The organism is Neobacillus phoenicis (assembly GCF_047302305.1).
In the GTDB taxonomy this organism is placed as follows: Bacteria; Bacillota; Bacilli; order Bacillales; family Cytobacillaceae; genus Neobacillus.
Genome location: NZ_CP154847.1, coordinates 3,478,105 through 3,503,890 on the forward strand (window position 1 = coordinate 3,478,105; position 25,786 = coordinate 3,503,890).

The following is a 25,786-nucleotide window of genomic DNA, read 5'->3' on the forward strand; positions in this document are numbered from 1 at the left end:
CACCAATGAACGTCTTTTTCCATCGGCGAATAAAATAGTATCAATACTATGTGAGGTGGAAAAAATGCAGTTTCCATTGATTTTATCCGGGCCGATTGTTCGTCGAGTGGAACCGACCCGTGCATATATTTGGATTGCAACAAGCAAAAGAGTTCAAATTGAATCAGATTTTTTTCAGATAGAAAAAGGGAGTGAGCCCCATTCCTTTCTTTATCATAAACTTGATACCGTGAATGAATCGATGAAAGTAAAAATTGGAAATCAACTATTTGTCTACTTAATTAAGATTACACCCCAAAATGAATCTTTTCCCACAGATACCTTAATTGGATATAATTTGCGATTTAACGGTGATTCTAGAATGGATGATTTTGAGAGTCTTGAATTAGTTAATCCTAATAATCCAGGCTCCCTTGTCTATGGAAAGCTCAAATACCCAACTTTTCAAATTAAGAGTGGTCAGAATTCGAGCCATATTTTTTATGGCTCATGTAGAAAGTTGCATGGCGATGGTGAAGATACTCTTGCTTATGCCGATTCCATTATTGATAAACATCATGCTGATGTCCAGAACCGTCCTGACTCGCTATTTCTCATGGGAGACCAAATCTACGCGGATGATGTTGCCGACCCGCTCATAAGAGTGATTTCCAAGATTAGTACTGAGTTAATAGGTCAAAGTGAGCCTCATAATCACATAGAAAAGAGCTTGCAACAAGAACCATTTAGTACTGCCATTGATCAGGTAAACGGCAGACAATTTATCATGGAGACCTTTTGTCAATTCACCTCTTCACATGCACAAAACCATTTAATTGAATTTGGGGAGTATGCTGCAATGTATTTATTGTCTTGGAGCCCCGAAATATGGGATTTTGCCCAGGAGAATCATTTATTTGACAGCTTTATTGAATTGAAAAAAAAGAATCTTATCTATTTCGTTTCTACTAAAGAAGAAAGTGATTCTAATGATCTTCTATTTGAACGTAACAAACTATTAAATCGTTTCAATGAACAGCAGGATGCACTTGTATCTTTTCGAGCATCTCTTAACCGTGTAAGGAGACTGCTTGCAAACATCCCTACTTATATGATCTTCGATGACCATGACCTAACTGATGATTGGAATATTTCAGCAGAATGGAAAAAGAACGTCTGGGAAGCACCACTTGGTAGACATGTAATAGCAAACGGTCTTACAGCTTATTGGGCTTTCCAAGGCTGGGGTAATGACCCTGAAAACTTTGACCGAAGTTTCATCGAGTTGATGGGATCGTATTTTAAAACCATCAGGAGAGGAAGCTTCCATTCATCCACTCATGAGAAATGGGTAAACAGTCTTTGGCAGTTTCATTCGTGGCATTTTGTCGCACCTACCCAGCCAAAAGCAGTATTTTTAGATACTCGTACACAACGGGAGTATACTACAACTCCAAAACTAGTAAAATTGGGGCATATTATAAAGGAGACAACAGCTTGTCCTCAGCTTCTAAGCGACGAGGGATGGTCTATTGTATCAAACAAACTATTGTCTAGTAGTTGGAAGACGAAAACTCCTTTATTGATCGTTTCCGCTACCCCTGTTTACGGGATGGGCCTGATTGAATCCTTTTTGCATGATTATGTCTATCCTTTTCAGGTAATTGGAGTAGAGGTGAGAACGTCCTTTGATTTTGAGGCGTGGAAATATAACGGAGAAGGCTTTACCAAGCTTTTGTACCAAGTGGCAAAATGGGAACCTTCTGAGTGTATCTTTTTATCAGGCGATGTCCACTATGCTTCCTCGGTAAAAGCAACGGTAACTTTTCCAGATGGAAAGACTCTGCCCATTCATCAATATACCAGTAGCCCTCTTAAAAATATGAGTTTTTCTGGTGTATGGGGCGTGCTTATGAAAGGAGTGATAAGTTTTAATTCTTTTAAAAGGAAAAATAAAGATATCTATCGGATATGTGACATGTCGTATACCATTCGCCATGTTGAGAAGGACGATGATAACAAGCCCTTTTTATGGAAGGATCAATTACGTTATCAGTTTTTAGAAAAGGGGTCGATTATTGAAACGAACACCAATCTAGGGCTCATTTCTATTTCCTCTCATTCAATTTCCAATACCTTAATTAAAAAATAACCTAAAAAAAACAAATAAAGTGAAGGTTCCTGTTACACCTTCACTTTTATCTTCTAGGATTATTATTTGATCGTTTTGTTTTAATCAAAGTGGTCGCTGGCTGTTTTCTGATCCACTTAATGAATCTACTAATTTTCTCATCCCTCTTTAATTCAGGTATGGTATTTAAGCGTAAAGCCAGTTCTTTATTGGTGTATAGGGCGTGGATCTGCTTATGGCAGGGTATGCAAAGGTTAGCTTTTGATAATTTCCCGCCGCCTTCTTCTCGGGGGATTAAATGGTGCTCGGTAATCTCCACACCTTCTCGCTCGCATAATTCACACTGTGCTAACAAAACTTTTCACCTACTTTATGTCATACTTAGAAGACAGATGTTCGGACACGTATCGGCTCAAGCATTATGTCGGAAGATTCTTTTCACAAACTCCCCTATTTCATAAATAGCACTTTTGGCTTCTGGCAAAACATTCCCACTTATTTGCCAAACATGCCACATACCATCCCAAACCTTAAACGATACATTTACACCTGCAGCCCGAGCCTGCGCAGCCAGCTTTTCTGCATCACTTTGGAGGATTTCATGATTACCTGCTTGAATAAACAGAGGTGGAAATCCTGTGAAATCAGCAAACACAGGAGAAATGAGCGGATGATCAAGTGCTTCGGCTCCTGCATACATACTAGCAGCCTTCCTTACACCCCCGAGATTTAAGTAAGGATCTTTTTCTTTATTTTTCCTATAGCTTTCCCCACTACTTGTTAAATCTACCCACGGGGAGAGACAAACAATGGCCGCTGGTAGTGGTTCATTTTGGTCTCTTAAGACCAATGTTGCTGCTATACTTAAGCCACCGCCAGCAGAGTCACCTGCAAAAATAATATTTTTAGAATCATAGCCTTGCCGAATAAGCCACCTGTACACATTGATCGCATCTTCAATGGCTGCTGGAAATGGATGCTCTGGGGCAAGGCGATACTCAGGGAACAAAACCTTTACACCTGCCGCTTTCCCAATTCTTGCCGCTAATGGCCGATGAGTATTCGCTGAGCAGAAGGCGTAACCGCCTCCGTGTAAATAAAGAATAACCTTTCCTTCCATAACTCGGCTTGTAGAAATCCATTCCGTATATAAACCTTCAATTTCTAGCTTTTCGATTATGCAGTCTTCGGGGAGTTTCCCTAACCTTCTGGCAGCTGAATCTAGCATCTGTCGCTTCTCGTCCATCCCCTTATCTATTACTTCCTTACGAAAGGCTCTTTTCACCGACCATTTAATTCCTTTTTCGATAAAATAACTTCGGAAACTCGGCATGGCGTTTTCTCCTTTTTTCATAAAAAGTGACTATTTTCATTATACTAGAAAAATCTTCCTCCTTAAAAACAACAATGAATCCATTTCTCAATTTTGCTTATATATTATAAATTTTGTAAAAATTCTGTAACAATTTGACCAATTGCTGTAGTACAATTGGAATAAGAGGTACATACTTTTTGGAGGTATATCATGACTCGTCTTACCGATCATTTAATAATCATTTCATTTGATTGTCTATCCGCATTAGATTATCCAATCCTAAAAGACATGCCTCATTTTCAGACCATTTTAAACAATGGAGCCTACGTTGAAAATGTTAAAACAATCTATCCTTCTGTTACCTATCCTTGTCATTCGACAATCGTAACCGGAAATTATCCTAAACGGCACGGCGTCATCAATAATACCCTGTTGCAGCCAGGCATGGTGTCACCTGATTGGAATTGGTTCCGGAATTGTATTCGAGGGACTACTTTATACGATGAAGTGAAGAAGGCCAATATGACAACAGCGGCATTATTATGGCCAGTAACGGGCAAAGCAAATATTGACTATAATATGCCCGAAATCTTTGCAAACCGTCCATGGCACAATCAAATTGTTGTGTCTCTAATGAATGGTACTCCACGCTATCAATTGGAGCTCATTCAGCGGTATGGCCATATTCGAAAGGGGCTTAAGCAGCCAGAATTAGATGACTTTGTTTTAGAATCAACGGTTCACACGATTAAAACAAAAAAGCCCAATTTGTTAATGGTTCACTTTACAGACTTAGATACACAGCGCCATTTTCATGGATTTTCTTCAGAGGAAGCCATGGCGGCCATTCATCGCCATAACCATCGTCTAGGGAAAATTATAGATGCATTAAAGGAATGCGGTATCTATGAGAATTCAACAATAGTGGCATTAGGTGACCATAGTGCACTTGATGAAAATAAAGCCGTCAATTTAAATGTATTATTCCGAAAGCAAAATCTACTCTCGACCAATTCAAAAGGGAAAATAATAAATTGGAAGGCTTATTGTAAAAGTTGTGATGGGTCTGCATATATTTACATAAAAGATGCACAAGATTCAGCTACTTTAAATGAGGTTAAGGAATTATTAGAAACATTAATTAACAATCCTAACTCTGGAATTGAAGGTTTTTTAACAGGAGAACAAGCCGCAGAAAAAGGAGCAGATGGATCATGCGCGTTTATGGTCGAAGCGGCTCGTGGTTATTATTTTTTAGAAGATTTTGAAGGGGAGTACATCAAGCAGGTCACTAAAGAGGATGCTGCAGTAGATAAGAAGTATACATTAGCCTGTCACGGATATTCTCCGGAAAAAGAAAATTACGGAACCATTTTAATGGCATCAGGGAAAGGAATTAGACCCATCACCCTGCCTTCGATCCGTCTCATTGATGAAGGCCCAACATTTGCGAGACTTCTAGGTGTCAGCTTAGGAAATACAGATGGAAGGGTTATAGAAGAACTATTAGTTTTCTAAAGGGGGAAAATGAATGAGTCGGATGTCAAAGCAAGAAAAGAGCTGGGTGTTTTATGACTGGGCAAACTCTGCCTACTCCATCCTGATTACCACTGCCATTTTTCCGTTGTATTTTAAGGCAGCGGCTAAAAATGCAGGCCTTGCTGCTTCAACGTCTACAGCCTATTGGGGTTATGCCAATTCGTTTGCTACTCTCCTTATATCACTTTGTGCCCCTATTTTAGGTAGCATTGCTGATTTTAAGGGATTTAAGAAACGGTTCTTTACCTTTTTCTTAGCTCTAGGAGTCGTGTTTACTTTGTTGTTAGCTGTTGTCCCGAGTAACCAATGGCTCATTTTGTTAATTTGTTATATGTTCACCGTTATCGGATTTGGTGGTACGAATATTTTCTATGATGCATTCCTTGTGGATGTGACGACCGAGGAACGAATGAATAAGATTTCATCACGGGGATATGCGATGGGCTATATTGGTAGTACGATTCCATTTATTATTGGAATTGCACTTATTCTATTATCTGATAGAGGCGTCCTTCCTTTAACCGTTTCAGTAGCTAGTCAGGCAGCGTTTGCCATTACCGCTTTATGGTGGGGGTTGTTCACAATTCCCATGCTAAAACATGTAAAGCAGGTCTATTATAAAGAACGTGTGGCAAATCCAATTTCTAATGGTTTTAAACAACTCTTTGAAACATTTAAAAAGATTAAGCTTTACCGGCCATTATTTTTATTTTTAATTGCTTATTTCTTTTACATTGATGGAGTAAATACCATTATCACCATGTCTACCGCCTACGGTTCTGATTTGGGTATTGATTCAACGGACCTATTAATTATTTTATTTGCCACACAAGTAGTAGCTGCACCGTTTGCCGTTTTATATGGCAGACTTGCAGATAAATTTAAAAGTAAAACAATGTTGCTCGTAGGTATCTTTGTTTATATCGTTATTTGCACCTATGCATATTTCTTAAAAACAACATTAGATTTCTGGATTTTAGCGATGCTGGTTGCTTCTTCACAGGGTGGAATTCAAGCACTTAGCCGTTCTTACTTTGCCAAGCTGGTTCCTAAGGAAAGCTCAAATGAGTTCTTTGGTTTTTATAGCATTTTTTATAAGTTTGCTGCTATATTAGGACCGTTTTTAGTCGGATTTACTGCCCAAATGACGGGCAATACGAATAGCGGCGTGTTCAGTTTAATTGTTTTGTTTATCATAGGCGGCATTATCCTTTTACAGGTACCGGAAGCTGAAAATGTCTCTAAATCTAATACTATATCTCAATAAATGTAGGACCAGTTTCCGTTGGGAACTGGTTTTTTTTGTGTGTTTTTTGGAAGATAAAGGTAAAATAGCCAATGTGGTGCAAAAATGAGCCATTCTTTCTCAAAAATGAGCCATTTACACCTAAAAATGAGCCAATCTCCCACCAAAATGATCCAATCCATCCCAAAAATGAGCCATTCACCTTAAATCGAATAAAAATCTCTAGTGTTTTGCAGTAGGATGTGGCCAACTTCATTTGGTTTACCATTTTTTATAGAAGCGATTTTACTGATTGAATGTTGCATCATGTTGGGATGAGTCATTTTCCCAAGAAATGGGCCTTTAAATCGCCAAGGGCCATCTGTTTCGACCATCAGTCTCTCTATTGGAACCTTAACAACTATATCTTGAATCTCTTCTTTGTACACAACATCCGGTGTAACCGAAAGAAAATATCCATTCCTCATCATTCTAGATATCGTTTTGCTATCCCCTTTAAACCAATGAAAATGTGCTTTTACGATTGAATGCTTTTCTAAAATATCGCAAACAACAGGTGCATCCTCATACACCGCATGTAGCACAATCGGCTTGTCATATTTCTTGGCTAGTTTAACAAAAGCCTCTAGTAACTCCATATATTGCTCAAAATGACTTTGAGTTATTTTATTATCAAGACGTTGATAATAAGGTAGTCCTACCTCACCAATAGCAATCATTTCATCCCGATGGGTAGCAATCCATGTAAAAAGGTCACTTTTTCCCTCATCAGTTGGAAGATGCTGTTCTGGGTGAAAACCAAACGCCGGTTTCACCTTAGGGAAGGATTGTGATAATTGGAGATTCCTTTTACACGATGTAAGATGATTCGAAACGGTAACCATTGCATGAATCGACTGAGAGTCGCCGAGTAAACTAGTTAATTCCTGATCACCATATTGATCTAAATGGATATGTGCATCTATCAACCTCATTATTTCCATCCCCTCTTTTGAAACCTTCATTACTAAAATTAGAAAAAAGCACTTGGGTTATCGAACCCAAGTGCTCCAACCTATTTTATTTTACATCATAACCTTGATCATCAATAGTTTCTTTAATTGTGCTAAGTGTGATAACGCTTGGATCAAACTCAACATCCACCTGACCCTTATCAAGCTTCACAGCAACTTTCTTCACACCTTGAAGTACACCTACGCTTCCTTCTACTGCTTTCACACAATGACCACAAGACATTCCACTTACATTTAAAGTTACTTGTTCCATTATTATTCCCCCTATTTTTTCATTAATTTTTGAATAGTTACTAGGACTTCATCGAGGACTTCGAAATCGCCCTCTTGGATTCGCTCCACAACGCAGCTTTTCATATGGCCTTCCAACAAGATTTTAGCCACACTATTTAAGGCAGATTGAGTCGCAGAGATCTGGTTAATTACATCATCACAATACGTATCTTTTTCAATTAACCCCTTAATCCCCCGGATTTGACCCTCAATTCGATTTAATCTAGTCACCAGATTATTTTTCACCTTATCTGAATGGTGGCTCTTTCGATGACTTCCTTCATGATCACAACATGACTCATCAATCATCGCTTCCACCTCGTGTTCATTGGACATTTATACGCCTCCCTTTTTTGATTCATTATATCATACCCCCGTATGGTAATGCGACGGGCGTAAGTTGATTACAATTGCAGATATTACCCACTTTTTCATATCGTCACTCCTTTCCTATTCATGATTATTTAATCGGACTCTTTGCAATCTAAGTGCATTTAATACAACGGACACGGAGCTAAACGCCATTGCTGCGCCAGCCAGCCATGGTGCTAAGAAACCAATAGCAGCAACTGGTATCCCGAGTGTGTTGTAACCAAACGCCCAGAACAGATTTTGTTTAATATTACGAATTGTCTTCTTACTCATGTTGATCGCATCAGCGATACTATTTAAGTCGCCTCTCATTAAGGTAATGTCTGCTGCTTCCATGGCCACATCTGTCCCGGTTCCAATTGCCATGCCAATATCAGCAATTGCCAGTGCTGGTGCATCATTGATTCCATCACCAACCATCGCTACCCGTTTACCTTCGTTTTGAAGCTTCTTCACTTCATCCGCTTTTCCTTCTGGTAAAACTTCTGCCACCACTGAATCGACTCCTACTTCATCCGCAATGGCTTTTGCAATTCGTGTATTATCACCCGTCATCATGATGACTTCAAGGCCCATATCTTTTAATTTTCGGATCGCCGCTTTTGACGTTTCTTTTACCGTATCAGCCACGGCAACAATTCCAGCAAACTGTTGATCAATCGCCACTAGCATGGCTGTTTTCCCGTTTTCTTCGAGAGACTCCATCTTGTTCTCCGCTGATTGGAAAGCAATAGAGTATTTGCTCATTAATTTTCGTGTCCCAATTAATAACTCTTTACCGTCAATAGTAGCTCTAATTCCATATCCAGGAATAGCTTCAAACTCTTCGGCAGCAAATAAATCTATACCTCTTTTTTTAATGCCATTAACAATTGCCTCTGCTAATGGGTGCTCAGAGTGTTTCTCAGCAGTACCTACCAATTGTAAAAATGTTGTTTCCTCAAGATCAGCCGTAACGATTACATCAGTTAGTTCTGGTTTTCCATTTGTAACGGTACCTGTTTTATCTAAAACAACAGTAGTAATGCGGTGTGTTCTTTCTAGGTGCTCTCCGCCCTTAAATAAAATTCCAGCTTCAGCCGCACGTCCGGAGCCCGCCATAATAGAGGTTGGTGTTGCCAAACCTAATGCACACGGACAAGCAATAACAAGAACGGCGATCATTTTTTCTAAGGCTTCAGCAAAGTTTCCTGGGCTTACCAAGAAGAACCATACTAAGAAGGTTACTACAGCAATTCCGACAACAATAGGGACAAATATTCCTGAAATTTGGTCTGCTAATCGTTGAATCGGTGCCTTAGATCCCTGGGCTTCTTCTACCACTTTAATAATTTGAGCCAACGCAGTGTCTCTTCCAACCTTAGTTGCCTTTATTTTTAAGAACCCATTTTTATTGATCGTAGCACCAATAACTGGATCTCCAATTGTTTTATCTACTGGTACACTTTCACCGGTAAGCATGGATTCGTCGAGTGCAGAACGTCCTTCAATAATTTCACCATCAACTGGAATTTTTTCACCAGGTTTCACAAGGATGATTTCACCCACTACTACTTCTTCAAGTGCAATTTCTATTTCATTTCCATCCCTGACTACGGATGCTGTCTTGGCTTGAAGCCCCATTAGTTTCTTGATGGCTTCAGAGGAACGACCTTTGGCCCGAGCCTCAAACAATTTTCCTAACAGAATAAGGGTTATCAATACAGCACTTGTTTCAAAGTACAATTCAAACATCATCTGGCCGGACCCAATTGCTGAAATAATAATATAGAGACTGTAAAAGTAAGCAGCAGATGTTCCAAGCGCAACTAGCACATCCATATTGGCACTACCATTTCGTAGGGCCTTAAATGCTCCTACATAAAATTGCTTTCCAACAATGAATTGAACCGGAGTTGCGAGTGCTAATTGTACCCAAGGATTCATCAGCATGTCTGGCAGATAAATAAAAGATGTAAACTCAAAATGATCAACCATTGCCCATAATAGTGGAAACGCAAGGATGAGTGAAAAGAGAAATTTTCCTTTTTGTTTTTCGATTTCTTTTTCACGATGGTCGGCGGTTTCGGCTGTTTTCTCTTGCTTAACCTTCGCCTCATACCCTATCTTCTCTACGGCTTTCAGCATTTCTTGGATGGTGATTTGTGATGAGTTAAACTCTACACTGGCTGTTTCCAAAGCTAAATTTACAGTTGTATTATTAACTCCGCTAAGTTTGTTTAGCCCCTTCTCAATTCTTGCTGCACAGGCAGCACAAGTCATACCGATTATCTCGAGTTCGACTTTTTCTGCTAAAACACCATATCCGAGATCATTTACTTTCTTCATAAAATCGTCAACGTTTGTTACATCAGGATCAAATTTTATGGTCGCTTTTTCAAGGGCTAAGTTCACGTTAGCGGTTTCTACCCCTTCAAGCTTATTTAAACCTTTCTCGATTCGGATAGCACAAGCAGCACAGGTCATCCCGGTTATTGGTAGTTGTGTTTCTTTTAATTCGCTCATTTTTCTTCCTCCCATCTATTCAATCGTTAGATGATTTTGGTATTCCTTGATTTGGTAATTTATTATGTTTTTATACTATACCCCCCTACCCTATAACGTCAACAAAAAAATAAAATTTATAACCAAATTTTTTTAATAAAGCCAAAAAGCCTTATTATAGAGTAATTTATAACGGTTCTGTTCAGGTTTTTTTTCGCATAACATAAATAGGTAAAAAATAGATTGAAGGGAGATTCTAATTTTTTGAAAGGTGGGGGATAAATGTCTTTAAAAAAATTTGTTGATGCATTACCGATTCCTTCTGTCATAAGACCAAAAGGTGAACGTGATGGCCTCCCATTTTATAAAGTTACTATGAAACAAGTCACTCAGAAGTTACATCGCGATTTGCCGCCAACTACCGTTTGGGGTTACAACGGGATGTATCCAGGTCCTACATTTGAAGCAAGAAGAAATCACCCTATTTTAGTCAAGTGGAAAAATAAATTGCCCTTTGAACACCTGCTGCCTGTGGATCGAACTATTCATGGGGCAGAACCAGACAAACCTTCTGTGAGGACAGTTGTACATTTGCATGAAGGTCGGGTTAAACCGGAAAATGACGGATATCCAGAGGCTTGGTTTACAAGAGATTTTAAAAATGTTGGTCCGAAATTCGCGCATAAAATCTACTATTATCCAAACTGTCAACGCCCTGCAACGCTATGGTATCATGACCATGCACTTGGAATCACTCGTTTGAACGTTTATGCAGGTCTTGCAGGCTTCTATCTCCTCCGAGATGAAGAAGAGGAAGAATTGAACCTGCCAAGTGGAAAATTTGAAATTCCGCTGGTCATCCAAGATCGTTCGTTCTATCCTAATGGTGAACTGTTCTATCCAACACAGCCTGGCCATGAGCCACCTCCAGCACCACAACCGCCTCCACCAATAGATCCAAACCTACCAAATCCCTCAGTTGTACCGGAGTTTTTTGGCAATACCATCCTAGTCAATGGAAAAGTATGGCCATATCTAAGGGTAGAGCCGCGGAAATACCGGTTCCGTATCCTTAATGGCTCCAATGCTCGTTTTTACCGTATAAGGTTGAGCTCTGGGCAAAAATTTATCCAAATTGGTACGGAAGGAGGACTTTTGGATAAACCGATCACCGTATCCCATATCACCCTTGCACCAGCTGAACGTGTTGATGTAATAATTGATTTTTCTAATCACAAAGGTGAAAGAATCCTCTTAACAAATGACGCACCAGCACCATTCCCTAACGGCGAACCACCTTCTGAAGATCTTACACAGATTATGGAATTTCGGGTCAAAGATACATTGCACGAACCGGACAATAGTGAAATTCCAAAAAAGTTGAGTTGTTTGGAACACCTTGATCCAAAGGATGCTGTAATCGTACGAAAAAACCTCTTAGTCGAATCTACAGATGAATTCGGGCGTTTAAAACTATTATTAAATAACATGGAATGGGATCAGTTGCCACTTACAGAAACACCATATAATGGGACGATAGAGATTTGGGAACTTTACAATACTACACCGGACACACACCCTATCCACTTGCACCTTGTTACCTTTCAAATATTGAATCGTGCTCCGTTTACAGGTGATCCAAATGGTCCTAATCTTATAGTATGGCCCCCACATCCACCTGAACCAAGCGAGAGGGGATGGAAAGATACCGTTCGTGCCAACCCAGGAGAGGTCACTCGTATTATTGCACGTTTTGGACCGTTTACAGGAATCTACCCATGGCACTGCCACATCCTTGAACATGAAGACCATGATATGATGAGACCATACGAGGTACTCGATAACCATAACTTTAACCCATGTGAACCGATTCCTGAACAATGTCCAGATGATTCGTTCGCTCAGTGTTTCGACTGTGATAGTGATTTTGAAGACGATGACGAACATTGACAACGCAAGTTTTATTACTGCAAGCTGACACCTTTTTTCTAATGGTGGCAGCTTTTTTTATTTTCAATCTATTTTTTACCTGTAAAAAAAGCCCCACATGGAGGCTAAAAATTTTATTTGTATGCTTTTACTTAAGAGAAATTAACGTCAATGTTTGACCCCTATTTCCTTCTAGTGTTATTGTTGTTGTCTTTCCTTGATGATGAAATAATTCATTTATCATGTTACCCGTTGCTTTGGCTACATGTGTTTTACCATCAGATGTGATAAAACGAAAGGTACCCTGGGGGTCTATCCCTCCTATATGAGCTGTTACTATTAGTTGATTAGAATTAGATGAAGTAGCTATAGGGATTTTGATTTCTTGTCCAATTTTCAACTTGGATGGATCTACTGTTGGATTTAATTCCTGAATTGATGAAACAGAGACTCCAAACACATTACTAATTTTTGTAAAAGTATCTCCGGCTTTAATCACGTACATAGTTGTATTTGTATTTGTTTGTTCCTTACCCGTTAAAAAGGATTCACTTACAAACGCCACTTTTCCATTGAAATTAATCTTTGCCCAACCACTATCAATAGATAGTACAGATACACTGTCGTTTAATTTTAATGAACCTAATACAGCGCTATTTGTAGAAGCTGCCTGTCTGACTCTCAACGATGAAGCAGTTACATACATGGTTGTTTTTGTTTGAGAAATAGTGGTAATACTATTTTGGTCTCCAGTTAATGCGCTGATTTTAAGATATTCAGCTCTCACAAAACAAACTTGTCCTTTAATAAGAATGGCCGCCCAGCCATTTTCAATAAATGAAACTTTAACAACATCACCTTTTTGATATTGACCAATAATACTACTTGAAGTGCTGGGTTGTGATCGAATATTTAGTTTGCTCGCGGTAACCGTTTTATTTTGCACTTTTGGTAATAATATTTTTTTACCTTCAATGGAAGAGAGCCCATTGGCATCTAATATTTCTTGAGCTGTTACTCCATGTGCAGAAGCAATATTCTCAATTTTTTCACCATTTTTAACCTGATAAGTATATTCCTGTATAAATGCTGCATCTGCAGTATTTGAAAAAATACCGAGCATAACGGTAAAAATGCCAGTTACTACAAGTTTTTTTACAGGACTGTTTTGAACCCACTCGCTCACTTTTGAAATATATGTATGTAAATTTGTATGAATATCCTGAAGGAGTCCTTTTACATCTATTACATTTCGGATGTCAAAGTAATTTAAAGATTTATAGTATGCCCTCTTTTCCATCCTTGAAGTAAAAATTGGTGGTTCACTTTTTGTATTCTTTCTTTTTCCATGAGTCTCTGTTCTGATTAATGTTAGTTCACCATTAACAAATAATTCTCTAGTCATAATACCCTTCTCCTATTTCCCTCTTAAGATGTAACTTTCTCCCCATAGTATATTCGAGGAATGATGTGATTTTATGTCCTCATTCCTTCCATAAATCCTCTCTAAAGGTAAAAAAAATTATTATAGGATAAAAATAGAAGAAAAAAAAAAGCACACGTGATAGAATTTCGTGTACCTTTTATCTTTCAGATATATACTCTTTTGAAAAAGCAATGATTGTTTTTGCAAGTTTTTTTGAAGATGGTTTATAAAATAGATCTATGCTTCTCCCAAATTGTTCATCAGCAAATTCCATAATTATTGCCGACTGGTCTTTGACATTACGAGAAACCATTCGTGGCATAATGGAAGCACCAAGTCCACTGGAGACAAAGGCTACAATGGATTCATTGGTTTGTAATTCTATCCCTAGCTCAAAATTTATCTTATTCTTTTTGCAATAATTCTCAAAAAACGAGCGAATGTCGCATGGATGCTTATGAATAATTAGTTGATTTTTCACAAATTCGGTTATTGAAAGAGGCGATTCATCCCTGCTTATCGCAGACATCGGTAGGATGGCATCATAGGGTTCCCAAAATATATTTGCCATTGCTATGTTTCGATTACTGGTCGCATCTTGAACGAATACAAAATCAGATTGATTGTTTTCGACTAACCTTACTAATTCTTCAGTTGTATCCTTAATTAAAACCTCAATTTTATATTCTTCTCTTAACCTGTTCACCACGGCGGGAAGAAAATGTGTTCCAATGCTTGGTAGTGCTCCAATCCTAATTGTGTGTTTTTTGGAAAATTGGTTCATTTCAGCTGAAAGATCATCGGCTGCTTTTATTAAACCAATCGCTCTTTCATAAAAATATTTACCTGCCTCCGTTAACTCGACACCCGTATTTTTCCTTAAAAACAATTCACAATTTAACTCATTTTCTAACTGTGTTAACTGTTTTGATAATGCCGGTTGTGAGATAAATAGATTCCTAGCGGCTGTTGTAACACTGCCTGCTTCTACGGTGGAAACAAAATATTTTAACTGAATTAGTTTTAACATGGATATCAAATCCTCTTATTGATTTAGTTATTCTACCAATTTTTCCCTTGACTTTAGATTACAATAATGAGGAGCATAAGTGAATAAAAAACACAAAAAAAAAGACCCCTTTTAATGAGGTCAATTGAGACAATTTCTACATAATTATCTGCTCATTTGTTTTCAGGAATGTTACTTCAACACCACGCTGATTAGCCTGCAAAATTAATCTTTCTTCAATATTGTCAGTTTCATTGTAATATGGCGGATTGTTAAAGGTAGAGTAATGAATAGGAATTAGCTTAGCACCTAATATTTTGGTTGCTTCAACTGCCTCTTCTGGGGTTAAGCATGCAGGTAATTGACTTTGTTCCTTTAACCCTACTACTTGTAAGATTGGACCATTGACTGGAAGACAGGCTGCATGAATGGGCCCATATTGATTCTCCATTCTCCACCAATATCCATGCCACTGGGTGTCACCGCAATGTATGACTGTATGCTGCTCATCCTTAATGATCCATGAGACCTGGGGAGAACCAAAGCCATCCACTGAATAGGATGCAATCATTTTTACATCTTTAAATTCGAACTCATTATTCGGATGTGCACCCACTACATGACGAAAACCAAGCTTCTTTACATAATCAATGGAATCCATTGGGACAAAGATTTTTACATTCTCACCAATATGTTGAAGAACAGATTGGTAATCAAAATGGTCTGGATGAACATGTGTTACCAAGATTACGTCTGGTTGCTCTATCGTTTCCAATGAAACAAGTGGTTCCAAAGGATCACCAATTTTAGCAGCTAGTGGTTTATCCTGGCCCTTAATGGGTCCCCCTAGTGGGTCAACTAGGACAGTTGTTTCGTTCGTTTTTATTAATATACTCGCCCATGATAATTTTTTTATTTGCATTTCGTTTAACCTCCCACTATTAATTTAATAGAAGTTTCACGTATCATAATTAAACTTCTATCTTTATAGTATCAAGATGTCGTTGAGCAAAGATAATAGTTAAAAGTAATAACCCCATAACTAATCGTTATTACCATATGACTAAAGAACAATACCTAGTACACATAAAAACTGGTATTCTAGGGTTACAGTAACAATAATTTTTGGGAGGTTTTTCTATGAATGTTGTCTCACAATTCGGAACCATCATTCCATTTTTAGAGGAAATAAAGCAAGTGGAAGGTGATCGCATTTTCTTCTCACCAATTAGTGAGGGAAAATGGTCATCAGCTGCCATCGTTGCCCATCTTTACCTTTGGGATCAATACATTCAAAATTCTCGATTACCAATGATGTTAGCTGGTGATACCCTTCCATCCGGCCAAGTCGATGTCCAAGCAATTAACAATGATGCTCAAAACTTTGCTCATTCTGGTATTAGTAAAAATGAACTTATTGATCAATTTGTTAACAATCGGAAAATCCTTCTAGAGGAATTAGCAAAAGCGGATCTCCAAACCGCTTTTACAATTGGAGAGCATTCCTATACCCTTGAAAAATATTTGACAGGTATGGTTGAACATGATGAACACCATATGAAGCAAATGAAAGATGTGTACGAACATGCGAAAAAAAGTTTCATCGAGTGAAGATAAGAAGGCTGTATGAATAGTTCCAATCAACAGCCTTTTTTTATTTCTTTCATTTAGTACTAGGTCATAAAAACATGTAATAATATATAGTTGAGTATTTCATTTTTGCTAAGGGGGGACATTCATGACCCAAGAACACCATCTATTAGAAACAAGAACTACCCTGTTGAACGAAATTAGTTTACTAGGTTTCAAAGAATTGAATAATCGTTCTGAACCTAACAAATGGAGTATCGCCCAAGTTTGTCATCATCTTGCTATTACGGAGAAATTATTTGCGCGTGCCATTGAATATGGTCTAAAGCAACCACCTACTAATCACTTAAAACAAAAAAATATCCAGGTTCTATTAGACCGGAACATTAAAGTAGAGGCTCCAGAAATCGTAAAGCCAGCTTTAGAACCATACGAATTAGTGCAAGTCACTGAGCTATTAAATGATTCGAGAACCTACTTACTCGCTGTTCTCGACAGGGTGGAGGACAAGTCTATTTTGTATGAAAAATCTGCAAAGCATCCAATCTTTGGTGAATTATCCTTAAATCAATGGATTGACCTTATATATTTACATGACCAGCGACATATTGAGCAAATTAAGGAAATAAAATACTTCTTCGGCATTCAATAGAAATAGCTTGGCATCCGCCAAGCTATTTTCAAAATCCAGATTAAAAAACTAGAGACATTCCATCATTCGGAACAAATAGATTTGGTAGCTGATGGAATGTAATCGATTTTCTTAGCTCTCTTCGCGTGAACAAGCAGTGATTCCATGATTCCATATGGACTACTACTATTTTCGATGAAGGACTTGCCCTATGAACCTTTTCAATATCCGTGACTCCCATCGTAATGGGATCCCCCGTTAAGAATTGTGCTTCTCCTCCATTTAGTATAATAACTTCTGGCAAATAGTGAGAAATCGCTTCTTCTACATCCATACACCAGATCGTATCACCTGCCAAGTAAACGACCGGCTCATCTACTGCTTTTAAAACAAACCCTGACACGGGACCCATTTGTTTCCTTAATTCCCCTGTCCCATGCTGACCCCTAGTTCTTATGAATTGAATTCCATTCCAACCCTTTTCATTCTGTACTTTGATTACCTGTATAAAACCTTGTGCAAGTAGCTTTTGCTCATCTTCAGGCTGGCAAAAAACAGGGAGACCCTTTGGAAGTAATTCTACCGCTCGTTCATCTAAATGATCACGATGTGTATGTGTTATGATAATTGCATCTATATCTCTTACGATTTCTTCCACCGTCATCGGTAGATCGACTAGAGGGTTTCTATATTCATTAGCTGCATTCCCCACCGGTCCAAGTAACCCCTTCGAACTAAACATCGGATCAACCAGGATGGTTTGGCCGTTTAGATGGAGTTTGATTGTTGCATGCCTAATTAGTTGAATGTTCATGTGTTTCACCTCGTTATTTTTTTATCCAATTTTATTACTGCTGCTACCACTTCATCAGGAGCTTCAAAAGGAACAAAATGGCCAATCCTCGACAACTTCTTAAGGGATACATCTGAAAAATAGTCCTCTAACTTATCAGACCAGGCCGCAAGCATAACTGGATCCTCTTCTCCCCATAACACCTCCGTCTTTTGTCTAATTGGAGCCGCTTGGGTTTGATTAATGGACTGAACCGTTTTTGCTGCCGCTCTTGCCCGGTAATAAGCAATACTTTTCATAAAAAAGTCCTCCTGACAAAAAAGGTTGACAATTTTCTCTAAATCTTCTGGAGTGGCTTTTACTTTGCTTCCTGTCCAATGATCATAGAAATAGGTGATATAGTGTTTAATTGCTTCCTTCGAATTCCCAATAATCGTCTCTACCAATGTTAGATTATGAAGGTGTTGATACCAGAATTCTTTTTGAATAGATGGCTCAAAACGGCGTGTGCCTATCCCCTGGTATGGCGGGTTTAATAGAACGAGTCCCTCAACATATTCAGGAAAGCTTTTCGCAATAGTCTGCGCAACTGTAGCACCAATATCATGGGCTACTAAAATAGCCTTTTCTATGTTTAAGTTCTTCATAAGGGATATGATATCTCTTGCATGGTGCTCTGGGGTATAACCTTCCTGTGGGGTTACATTTGGTTTGTCTGAGTTCCCGAATCCTCTAAAATCAGGTGCAATCACATTAAAGCTTTCTGATAGGCTAGGTATGACATACCGCCAATCAAACCAATATCCAGGCCATCCGTGCAACAATATGACTGTACGGTTATGTTCAGTTCCTTTTCTAACATAATGTAGTATGACGTTATCTGATCCTTTTCCATAAAAATACTCCATGTTTTTCCTTCCCTCCGGTTATGGTTTCTATAAAAATAGAATATAGCGTAAAACCAAAAATAGGAAATACTTAAAACTTATACACTTATAACCAAAAGTTATCTTATGTATCTAAAAGTGATGTTTTGTTGACAGTGTATTCTTTCCATGCAATACTTGAACTACTATTCATGTTTTTAGGTATTTTTATCTATTGAAGGAGCTGACATATGAAACCACGCTATATTATAAATTTCCTGCTTATGATTATTGTTTATTCTGCTTTAACCTTTTACATTGGCTGGAACGGCTGGTTGTGGCTCCATTCGTCCTTTGGACTTGAGACAAAATGGACCTATGGGATCCTTATTACACTAATTTCTTTTTCCTACATTATTGGTCATTTCATGAAAAGCTTGCCGATATTTAAAATGATTGGATCGTATTGGTTCGGAGTTCTCCAGTATGCTATTTTATTCCTCCCCATTGCAAACCTGATTGCATTTGCATTAATATTTTTCGGTCTGCCTAAGACAACGGTGGTCATTTGGATAGGCGGGATTGTACTTACTTCCTTTATTGTCTTATTCATTGTTGGTACGTTTAATGCCTATAGCCCTGTTGTACGGAAATTCTCCATTGAAATCCCAAAACAGGGCCAATCTCGGACTCAGCTTAAAATTGCCATGGCTTCTGATATGCACTTTGGCAGACTTTCGGGGCCAGCTCATGCACGTAGGCTCGTTCGGGAAGTGAATGCCCTTAAGCCAGATATTATTTTGTTGCCTGGTGATATTATTGATGATGATCCTGAGCCATTTATCAAGAAGAACATGGGAAAAATCATGAGCGGATTATCAGCACCACTAGGTATTTATGGTGTTCTAGGTAATCATGAATATTATGGGGGCGGGATACCGAAGTACCTGCAAGAGATGGAACAAAACGGAATTACTATCTTAATGGATGAGGTCGTCAAGATTGCAGAAAGTTTTTATTTAGTGGGTAGAAAAGATAAGACCGACAGCAACAGAATGCCGATTGATAATTTACTTTCTAATATTGACCATTCCCTGCCAATTATTATGATGGACCATCAACCTGCTGAGGTGAAGCAAGCGGCGAAGAATCAAGTGGACCTGCTGCTTTCAGGTCACACCCACAGAGGGCAAATGGCCCCGAACCACTTGATTACCCGTAGAATGTTTGAAGTGGATTGGGGTTATCTCCAAAGAGAACAGCTACATACCATCGTCTCATCGGGTTACGGCTTTTGGGGTCCGCCCCTACGGATAGGCAGCCGTTCTGAAATTATAGAATTAGATGTGACGTTTACTGATTTCGCAGAAGCTTCTAATAGCAACATAAATTAATACAAAACTCCCAGCATAACTCTGCTGGGAGTTTATTTGCTTTTTATTTTTTTGGGGAATATTTGAGAAAAGGCTCACTATCTCGATATTTTGCTATGTCTAACGGGCAAAATAAACGTAGACCCTCCCAACTCAAACTTTTTTAAGAAGGCTGTGTTATAACTCAATGTTGATTTCACAGTGTTTGAAAAATAAAGGGAAAAATTCCGCTTAAATTGGGAAATACCCTTATTTCCTTTAATATAAGGGTATTTTTTCCCTTTATTTGATCCAAATCGTTGGATTTTGTCTTATTTTAGAGCAGTTAAGGGGAATTTCTCCTCTTATTTCTGCTTATTAAGCTTACTTTTTATACAATAGAGGGAATTTCTCCTCTTATGATTCTCATACCAACACGAAAATCAACAATGAATGATAACAGACATCCATGCAAAAGTATTTGCACATCAATGAATGAAATAACTGTTAAAAGTGATCCACAGTTATTCAAGGTAGAATTTTAGGTAGAATACTTCTAATTCTACTTTTTAAGCTTTTCTTCAGATAAAAGCATACGTAGAGACCCTCTACTTCTAAATAGGCCAAAATTCCTAAGAAACAAAAGTAGATCTAGCCGCATTCTATGTAAGAAAGCTCCTTATTCTAAGCTTTTGACTATAGTTTGCTGAATGTTTCTAATGACATCTCCTCGGCTGATGACCCCGACCACATGGTTGGTTTCATCGATGACAGGAAGTTTCTTAAAGTGGTGTTTGGATAAAAGTGTTACCACTGTTTTCATATCATCATTTGGATGTACAGACACGATTCCATTGGTCTTTGCCATTCGAATGATCTCCACTTTAGCCATCTCAACCAAGCGCTCTTCCAAATCTTCTTCTGCAACATAAGTGATAAAACTGAAGTAATCCTGGATTCTGCGGTCAATAGGCTTAATCGCACGCAAAATATCCCCATCGGTTACAATACCTGAAAGCTTACCATTTTCGTCCACAATCGGAACTCCGCCAATTTTCTTCTCAACAAACGTTGTCATTACGTCCTTTATGGAACTATTCGGTCTAACTGAAATAACATCCCTCACCATGAAATCTCTGACCTTCATATTCGTCACCACTTTCAATAGAATCAATTTTTGCTTTTTTGTAAAATTGTTTCTAATAATGGAATAGCGAATTTACCTTTTTCAAACAGAAAGAGCTTTTCTTCTTCCTTATCTGCTTGCTTTATTTTAGAAACTTCTTTATGGAGTTCTTCCATTTTCCGGTCCAATTGTGCTGCCATTATGGCTGCATCTTTAAGTTCCGTCAGCATATATGTTGGAACTTCCTTGTTGTATTTATAATATATTTTGTGTTCTAGGCTTGCCCAAAAATCCATAGCAATCGTGCGAATTTGAACCTCAACATACGTTAACTCTTCACGATCTGACATGAAGATAGGAATCTCTAGTATGAGATGAAGACTTTGGTACCCATTCGACTTTGGATTTTTGATATAATCCTTCGTCTCAACCACCCGGATATCTTTTTGATTCGCAATCATTGTATATAATTCATAAATGTCAGAGATAAACGAACAAGTAATACGGATCCCTGCAATATCTTTAACATTTTCTTTAATTGATTGAAGCGAAAAGTCATAACCTTTTCGATACATTTTTTTCAATATACTTTCAGGTGACTTTAATCGTGATTTCACATGTTCTATTGGATTATAATCATGAATATAATTAAACTCATCTTTTAAGATATTAATTTTTGTATTCATTTCATCTAAGGCAAACTTATACGCCATCATGAATCGAGTTAATTCAACCTTTATTTCCTTCAATTCCTTTAAACCAATACCTTGTCCAATTGACAAATGATAACTTCCTCTCTGAAAATGAATTAATCCTTTTTAATCCATCGTGTGATTGGTTCGCAGCCGTGTCAAAATCTCAGGTGGAAAAATCATCCTACAGATGACTTTAGCTATATTTTGATAATTTGCCTTTTTCCCTGTTTGACGCTCTTTTTCATATCCATTTTCCACTAGTACCATGACGGCCCAAGAGACTGTTTCCAAGTCAAGGTCCTTCCATGTTAATCCTTTTTCTTGAGCTTGACTTAATCCTAAATGAATTCTGTTAAGGACCTTCCTTCTTGCAGTCCCTATCACTTCAGAAAGCTCTATGTCTTTAAGTAACAGTTCAGGCAAAACTCTGTTTAGCCCTAATTCACTTAACCGCTTATAATGCGCCTCCAAAGTTGTCGCTAATACCTCTTCTGGATTGCAAGAAGCCAAGCTTGGTTCAGGAGGGAGAATCCTATCTAATTTATCTTCTAGCAATGACAACAGCAGCTGTCGTTTATCTGAAAAATAACGATAAAAAGTCCCGGTGGCTACCCCTGCATGTGCGGCAATTTCTTTTGCCGTTGTTTGCTCGTACCCTTTTGAAATGAACAATGCATGTCCACTTTCAAGCAACGAGTTTCTCTTTTGCTGGGCACGTTCCTGTTTTGGGACAAATGGGAACTCACCAACTTGAATGTCTTCATGTTCAGACATTTTATCACCTCATGATTATCATACCACTTTTTTAAAAATTGAACCATAGTTCATGTTTTTGTTGACAGGTTTTCACTAACGTGTGATACTTGAACTAAGGTTCATGTTATAACTTTTTCATTGTTTCACACCCCTTTTATAATGAAAAGGATTGTAACATAACCTACTCCTTTGCATTTTTTTCAAAAATAATTTTCTAAAGCAGGAGATCTTCATTTTTTTTCGAATTATTTATAGTATCTTTATCACGATTTATCGTTTTTTTTCATATATTTTACCAACTATCGGAAGGTGTTGATTAATTTGGCCAATCAATCTGAATCAAAAAAAATCTCTGTTAATTCAACAATCTCTTTAAAGGGGATTGTAAAAGCCATTTTCAACGATACCGTTCATGTCCAAATTGGCGGGAAGATTATTCCGATCCCTGCCTCAGATTTTCTAGTGGAGAAACCATCCAAGTAATTGTTACGATTTTTCCACATTTCATATTACACACAGAAAAGCGATGCCTCTTTCTTAAGAGAGCATCGCTTTTTTATGATCTTGTAGCCGGAACAGCTTTTTGGTAGCAATCACATGTAACGATATGATCGTTTACCATTCCTGTTGCTTGCATGAACGCATAACAAATTGTCGACCCTACAAATTTAAATCCGCGTTTCTTTAAATCCTTACTTAACTTATCGCTGATTTCGGTTGTTGCTGGGACCTCTGATAATTCTTTGAAATGATTTTGGATCGGTTTCCCATCGACAAAGGACCAAATGTAGGTCTGGAAGGAGCCGAATTCCTCTTTTACCTTCATATATGCTCGTGCATTGGTAATGACTGCATTGATTTTTAACTTGTTCCGAACAATTCCTTCATTATGTATAAGCTCTTCGATTTTTTTATCGTCGTAACGGATAATTTTTTCTGCATCAAATTGATCAAATGCTTTTCGATAATTCTCCCGCTTCTTTAAAATCGTATACCAGCTAAGCCCTGCTTGCGCCCCTTCTAAATTTAAGTATTCAAACAATAATTGATCATCATACACCGGAACTCCCCATTCATGGTCATGATAATCAATATATAATGGATCCTGATTTACCCAACCGCACCTATTCATTACTACCCCACCTTTTTTTATTTTAGTATATCAGAAAATACCATCAAGAACAAATGTTCTAATTTTATTTAAAAATTTGGTGGAATCAATTACTTGATTCCACCATCCTCACAATTATTTTTTTCCACCCTTTTTGTGTTTTCCGTTTATCTGCGGCAATCCAGCAATATAGCCTACTCCACCTTTTTTGTCGATTCCAATCCCTGCTTCGATTGCCTTCTCTAACTCTTCTTTATTCACGGCTGTACCTTGGAAATTCTCGAGCTCGTCACCTGGGTGCTGATAATTGCTCAATACATAAGAGAAGCCATTGAAGTTGTCAAGGACACGTAATCCTGTGGCTTCAGCTCCCACTGGTACAGATAACACACGAGAGAGCTCCTTAGTATCCACATTATAGGCCCATACAAAGTTGTTCGTATGCTCCCCGCCATCTTCACCGATAAATAATGTTCTCATTTTTTCAGAATAGCTCAGGTTATCTGGCTTAGAAATTTTGTCTGGATTTGCTTTATTTCCGTAAGCATCTGTTGCAGCTAAATCTTCACCAACTACCATTGCTTTCATATTAGAAGCCGCGTATTCACTATTGATTTTGTTGCCATCCTTGTCTTTTAAACCACCCGTTAAATTAAGCTCATATGTTCCACCAGCATTAATTTTATTTAAATGAACATCATCTACAGGGTCCACATGAGTTGTATCTTCCACCATGGCTTTACCAATTTCTGAAATGGCCATATATACTTTTTTATCTTTTGCATTAACCGTAATACCCTCCATTTTACGGAACTCTGCAGTCGCACCCTTTAAAGCTGCATAACGTCGAGATTCAAGGAAGGCTGCTGCTTTTTCCATGCCTGGCTTTAATTTGATATATTCCGTTTTTCCACCGCTGGAATCTGTTTTGATTGCTGTAAACTCTTCAGTTGGCTCACTTGCCGTTTCAAAAATGTCACTGAATTTTGTTCCCTTGTCAATAATCGCTCTAACTTCGTCATCTGAAGCATGTCCTAGCTTCACCCACTCAAGGTTACCAGATCCACCGTTTTCTGCACTTGTTTGAACGAATTTCGCTGCGTATAGAGTTCCTGCAGATAAGTCTTTTTCCTTATCAGCCACATACATAAACGTTACGGTATAATTTCCATCATCCCCGAAGAATGCTGTCTTATTATCAGGCATCACTGTCATAATTTCATGAGAAAAACGACCAGCGCTATAGTGTTTAACCACACTCGTATCACCATTTGGCTTGACTGTTACTTCTGGAATAAAACCATAATTATAAGGATTTGCTTTTGATTCATCGCCAAAGTAAAGCTTTGCAAAGCCTTTAACATTCGTAGAATCTTTATCTGTTCCAATCTCAGCCTCGAATTGTCGTGCGTTTGGTTCATATTCCTCTGATCCTAAATGGGTTCCCCAAGGTGAAGTTGACCCATTACATGGAATCCATAAGCCGTTTACGCTTGAGAAATCAATCTTTTTAGCATCCTTAACGGATAATTCTCCAGTTCTTTTATCTTGGTTTAGGTGTGTTAGTGTCATGGATGCTGGAACCACACCATATGCTGATTTACCAGCGTTATCTAATGAATCATATTCAAAATGAGATACCATGAATAGATTCCCGCCTACATTCATTAAGCTATTCGAGTCTGGCGCATCTGAAATATAATAGGATTCCTGACCAGGGACACTCTTGTCTATGATTGGATTACCGTTAACATCAATTGGTGTTCCAGCAGGAATTTTTTCACCTTTGTTTGTTACAATCTTTTCATCTGAAAGGAATAATTGTTTATAAGTTAGAGGGAAGTTTCTTGTTTTACCATCACTATATGTAACATCCATTGATGCACTTGTATATGTTTTCACCATGTCTTCAATGGAAGCCGGCGCCTTCATAGAATTGAACTTAAATGAATCAATGGAAATATCTTTGCCTGCAGCCGCCGCAGGTGTTACAGCAGGTATCATTAATCCTAGAGCTAATGCAACTGTTAATCTTTTTTTCATCGTTTTTGCCCTCCTAGTGTGTTAATTACTACTATTCTATTAAAACGCAACACTATTAAGGGAAGATTAACGGAATGTTGAGATATCATTAATTAATGTAAAGATAG

At 38.1% G+C, this 25,786-nt stretch carries 24 protein-coding genes; 8 read left to right on the forward strand and 16 right to left on the reverse strand.

Annotated elements, in window-relative coordinates:
- The first annotated feature begins 64 nt into the window (after window positions 1-64).
- Window positions 65-2,131: a hypothetical protein gene (locus tag AA0X95_RS18010; RefSeq protein ID WP_413300232.1), complete on the forward strand. Its 2,067-nt coding sequence runs from the start codon at window positions 65-67 to the stop codon at window positions 2,129-2,131.
- Window positions 2,132-2,177: 46 nt separating this feature from the next.
- Here AA0X95_RS18010 and AA0X95_RS18015 read toward each other — a convergent pair whose 3' ends face one another.
- Both AA0X95_RS18015 and AA0X95_RS18020 read right to left on the reverse strand, forming a co-directional pair.
- Window positions 2,178-2,465 (reverse strand): HNH endonuclease, encoded by a 288-nt coding sequence (locus tag AA0X95_RS18015; RefSeq protein ID WP_413300234.1) that lies wholly within the window; start codon window positions 2,463-2,465, stop codon window positions 2,178-2,180.
- Between the two features lie 57 nt (window positions 2,466-2,522).
- Entirely contained in the window at window positions 2,523-3,443 is a 921-nt protein-coding gene (locus AA0X95_RS18020; RefSeq protein ID WP_413300236.1) for an alpha/beta hydrolase, read from the reverse strand.
- 192 nt (window positions 3,444-3,635) lie between these two features.
- On the opposite strand from AA0X95_RS18020, the gene AA0X95_RS18025 reads away from it, so the two are divergent.
- Window positions 3,636-4,943 carry an alkaline phosphatase family protein gene (locus AA0X95_RS18025; RefSeq protein ID WP_413300237.1) on the forward strand — a complete coding sequence of 436 codons (1,308 nt, stop codon included), beginning with the start codon at window positions 3,636-3,638 and terminating at the stop codon, window positions 4,941-4,943.
- 13 nt (window positions 4,944-4,956) lie between these two features.
- Window positions 4,957-6,231 carry an MFS transporter gene (locus AA0X95_RS18030; protein ID WP_413300239.1) on the forward strand — a complete coding sequence of 425 codons (1,275 nt, stop codon included), beginning with the start codon at window positions 4,957-4,959 and terminating at the stop codon, window positions 6,229-6,231.
- Between the two features lie 182 nt (window positions 6,232-6,413).
- Here the strand turns inward: AA0X95_RS18030 and AA0X95_RS18035 are convergent, their stop codons facing one another.
- From AA0X95_RS18035 to AA0X95_RS18050, 4 genes are all read right to left on the reverse strand, one after another.
- Window positions 6,414-7,184: a TatD family hydrolase gene (locus AA0X95_RS18035; RefSeq protein WP_413300241.1), complete on the reverse strand. Its 771-nt coding sequence runs from the start codon at window positions 7,182-7,184 to the stop codon at window positions 6,414-6,416.
- Window positions 7,185-7,269: 85 nt separating this feature from the next.
- Window positions 7,270-7,476, reverse strand: coding sequence for a copper chaperone CopZ (gene copZ / locus AA0X95_RS18040; RefSeq protein WP_413300243.1), 207 nt, complete (start codon window positions 7,474-7,476; stop codon window positions 7,270-7,272).
- Window positions 7,477-7,487: 11 nt separating this feature from the next.
- The gene (locus tag AA0X95_RS18045; protein ID WP_413300245.1) at window positions 7,488-7,832 is read right to left on the reverse strand and encodes a metal-sensitive transcriptional regulator; all 345 of its coding nucleotides are present in this window, start codon (window positions 7,830-7,832) and stop codon (window positions 7,488-7,490) included.
- Between the two features lie 114 nt (window positions 7,833-7,946).
- Window positions 7,947-10,373, reverse strand: coding sequence for a heavy metal translocating P-type ATPase (locus tag AA0X95_RS18050; protein WP_413300247.1), 2,427 nt, complete (start codon window positions 10,371-10,373; stop codon window positions 7,947-7,949).
- A 261-nt stretch (window positions 10,374-10,634) separates the two neighbouring features.
- Between AA0X95_RS18050 and AA0X95_RS18055 the strand changes: the two genes are divergently transcribed.
- A complete protein-coding gene (locus AA0X95_RS18055; protein WP_413300249.1) occupies window positions 10,635-12,302 on the forward strand; it encodes a multicopper oxidase family protein in 1,668 nt (555 codons plus the stop codon).
- Window positions 12,303-12,429: 127 nt separating this feature from the next.
- Here the strand turns inward: AA0X95_RS18055 and AA0X95_RS18060 are convergent, their stop codons facing one another.
- From AA0X95_RS18060 to AA0X95_RS18070, 3 genes are all read right to left on the reverse strand, one after another.
- On the reverse strand, window positions 12,430-13,686 hold the full coding sequence (locus AA0X95_RS18060; RefSeq protein ID WP_413300251.1) for an SH3 domain-containing protein: 1,257 nt from the start codon (window positions 13,684-13,686) through the stop codon (window positions 12,430-12,432).
- 178 nt (window positions 13,687-13,864) lie between these two features.
- Complete coding sequence (locus AA0X95_RS18065; RefSeq protein ID WP_413300253.1) at window positions 13,865-14,737, reverse strand: LysR family transcriptional regulator; 873 nt, start codon at window positions 14,735-14,737, stop codon at window positions 13,865-13,867.
- A 136-nt stretch (window positions 14,738-14,873) separates the two neighbouring features.
- Window positions 14,874-15,638, reverse strand: coding sequence for an MBL fold metallo-hydrolase (locus AA0X95_RS18070; protein WP_413300255.1), 765 nt, complete (start codon window positions 15,636-15,638; stop codon window positions 14,874-14,876).
- Between the two features lie 218 nt (window positions 15,639-15,856).
- Here AA0X95_RS18070 and AA0X95_RS18075 point away from each other — a divergent pair, with 218 nt between their 5' ends.
- The gene (locus AA0X95_RS18075; RefSeq protein ID WP_413300257.1) at window positions 15,857-16,327 is read left to right on the forward strand and encodes a DinB family protein; all 471 of its coding nucleotides are present in this window, start codon (window positions 15,857-15,859) and stop codon (window positions 16,325-16,327) included.
- A 127-nt stretch (window positions 16,328-16,454) separates the two neighbouring features.
- Window positions 16,455-16,958: a DinB family protein gene (locus AA0X95_RS18080; RefSeq protein ID WP_413300259.1), complete on the forward strand. Its 504-nt coding sequence runs from the start codon at window positions 16,455-16,457 to the stop codon at window positions 16,956-16,958.
- A gap of 40 nt (window positions 16,959-16,998) precedes the next feature.
- Here the strand turns inward: AA0X95_RS18080 and AA0X95_RS18085 are convergent, their stop codons facing one another.
- Window positions 16,999-17,751 carry an MBL fold metallo-hydrolase gene (locus AA0X95_RS18085; RefSeq protein ID WP_413300261.1) on the reverse strand — a complete coding sequence of 251 codons (753 nt, stop codon included), beginning with the start codon at window positions 17,749-17,751 and terminating at the stop codon, window positions 16,999-17,001.
- A gap of 5 nt (window positions 17,752-17,756) precedes the next feature.
- Entirely contained in the window at window positions 17,757-18,638 is an 882-nt protein-coding gene (locus AA0X95_RS18090) for an alpha/beta fold hydrolase (RefSeq protein WP_413300263.1), read from the reverse strand.
- A 209-nt stretch (window positions 18,639-18,847) separates the two neighbouring features.
- Between AA0X95_RS18090 and AA0X95_RS18095 the strand changes: the two genes are divergently transcribed.
- Window positions 18,848-19,990: a metallophosphoesterase gene (locus AA0X95_RS18095; protein ID WP_413300265.1), complete on the forward strand. Its 1,143-nt coding sequence runs from the start codon at window positions 18,848-18,850 to the stop codon at window positions 19,988-19,990.
- Window positions 19,991-20,627: 637 nt separating this feature from the next.
- On the opposite strand, the gene AA0X95_RS18100 is transcribed toward AA0X95_RS18095, so the two are convergent.
- The 3 genes from AA0X95_RS18100 to AA0X95_RS18110 form a co-directional block, all read right to left on the reverse strand.
- A complete protein-coding gene (locus AA0X95_RS18100; RefSeq protein WP_413300267.1) occupies window positions 20,628-21,095 on the reverse strand; it encodes a CBS domain-containing protein in 468 nt (155 codons plus the stop codon).
- Window positions 21,096-21,118: 23 nt separating this feature from the next.
- Window positions 21,119-21,790 (reverse strand): GTP pyrophosphokinase family protein, encoded by a 672-nt coding sequence (locus AA0X95_RS18105; RefSeq protein ID WP_413310088.1) that lies wholly within the window; start codon window positions 21,788-21,790, stop codon window positions 21,119-21,121.
- Between the two features lie 102 nt (window positions 21,791-21,892).
- Entirely contained in the window at window positions 21,893-22,543 is a 651-nt protein-coding gene (locus AA0X95_RS18110; protein ID WP_413300269.1) for a TetR/AcrR family transcriptional regulator, read from the reverse strand.
- Window positions 22,544-22,846: 303 nt separating this feature from the next.
- Here AA0X95_RS18110 and AA0X95_RS18115 point away from each other — a divergent pair, with 303 nt between their 5' ends.
- Window positions 22,847-23,008: a hypothetical protein gene (locus AA0X95_RS18115; protein WP_307288219.1), complete on the forward strand. Its 162-nt coding sequence runs from the start codon at window positions 22,847-22,849 to the stop codon at window positions 23,006-23,008.
- A gap of 73 nt (window positions 23,009-23,081) precedes the next feature.
- On the opposite strand, the gene AA0X95_RS18120 is transcribed toward AA0X95_RS18115, so the two are convergent.
- Window positions 23,082-23,657: a DNA-3-methyladenine glycosylase I gene (locus AA0X95_RS18120; protein WP_413300271.1), complete on the reverse strand. Its 576-nt coding sequence runs from the start codon at window positions 23,655-23,657 to the stop codon at window positions 23,082-23,084.
- Between the two features lie 114 nt (window positions 23,658-23,771).
- On the reverse strand, window positions 23,772-25,679 hold the full coding sequence (locus tag AA0X95_RS18125; protein WP_413300273.1) for a PhoX family protein: 1,908 nt from the start codon (window positions 25,677-25,679) through the stop codon (window positions 23,772-23,774).
- Window positions 25,680-25,786 lie beyond the last annotated feature (107 nt).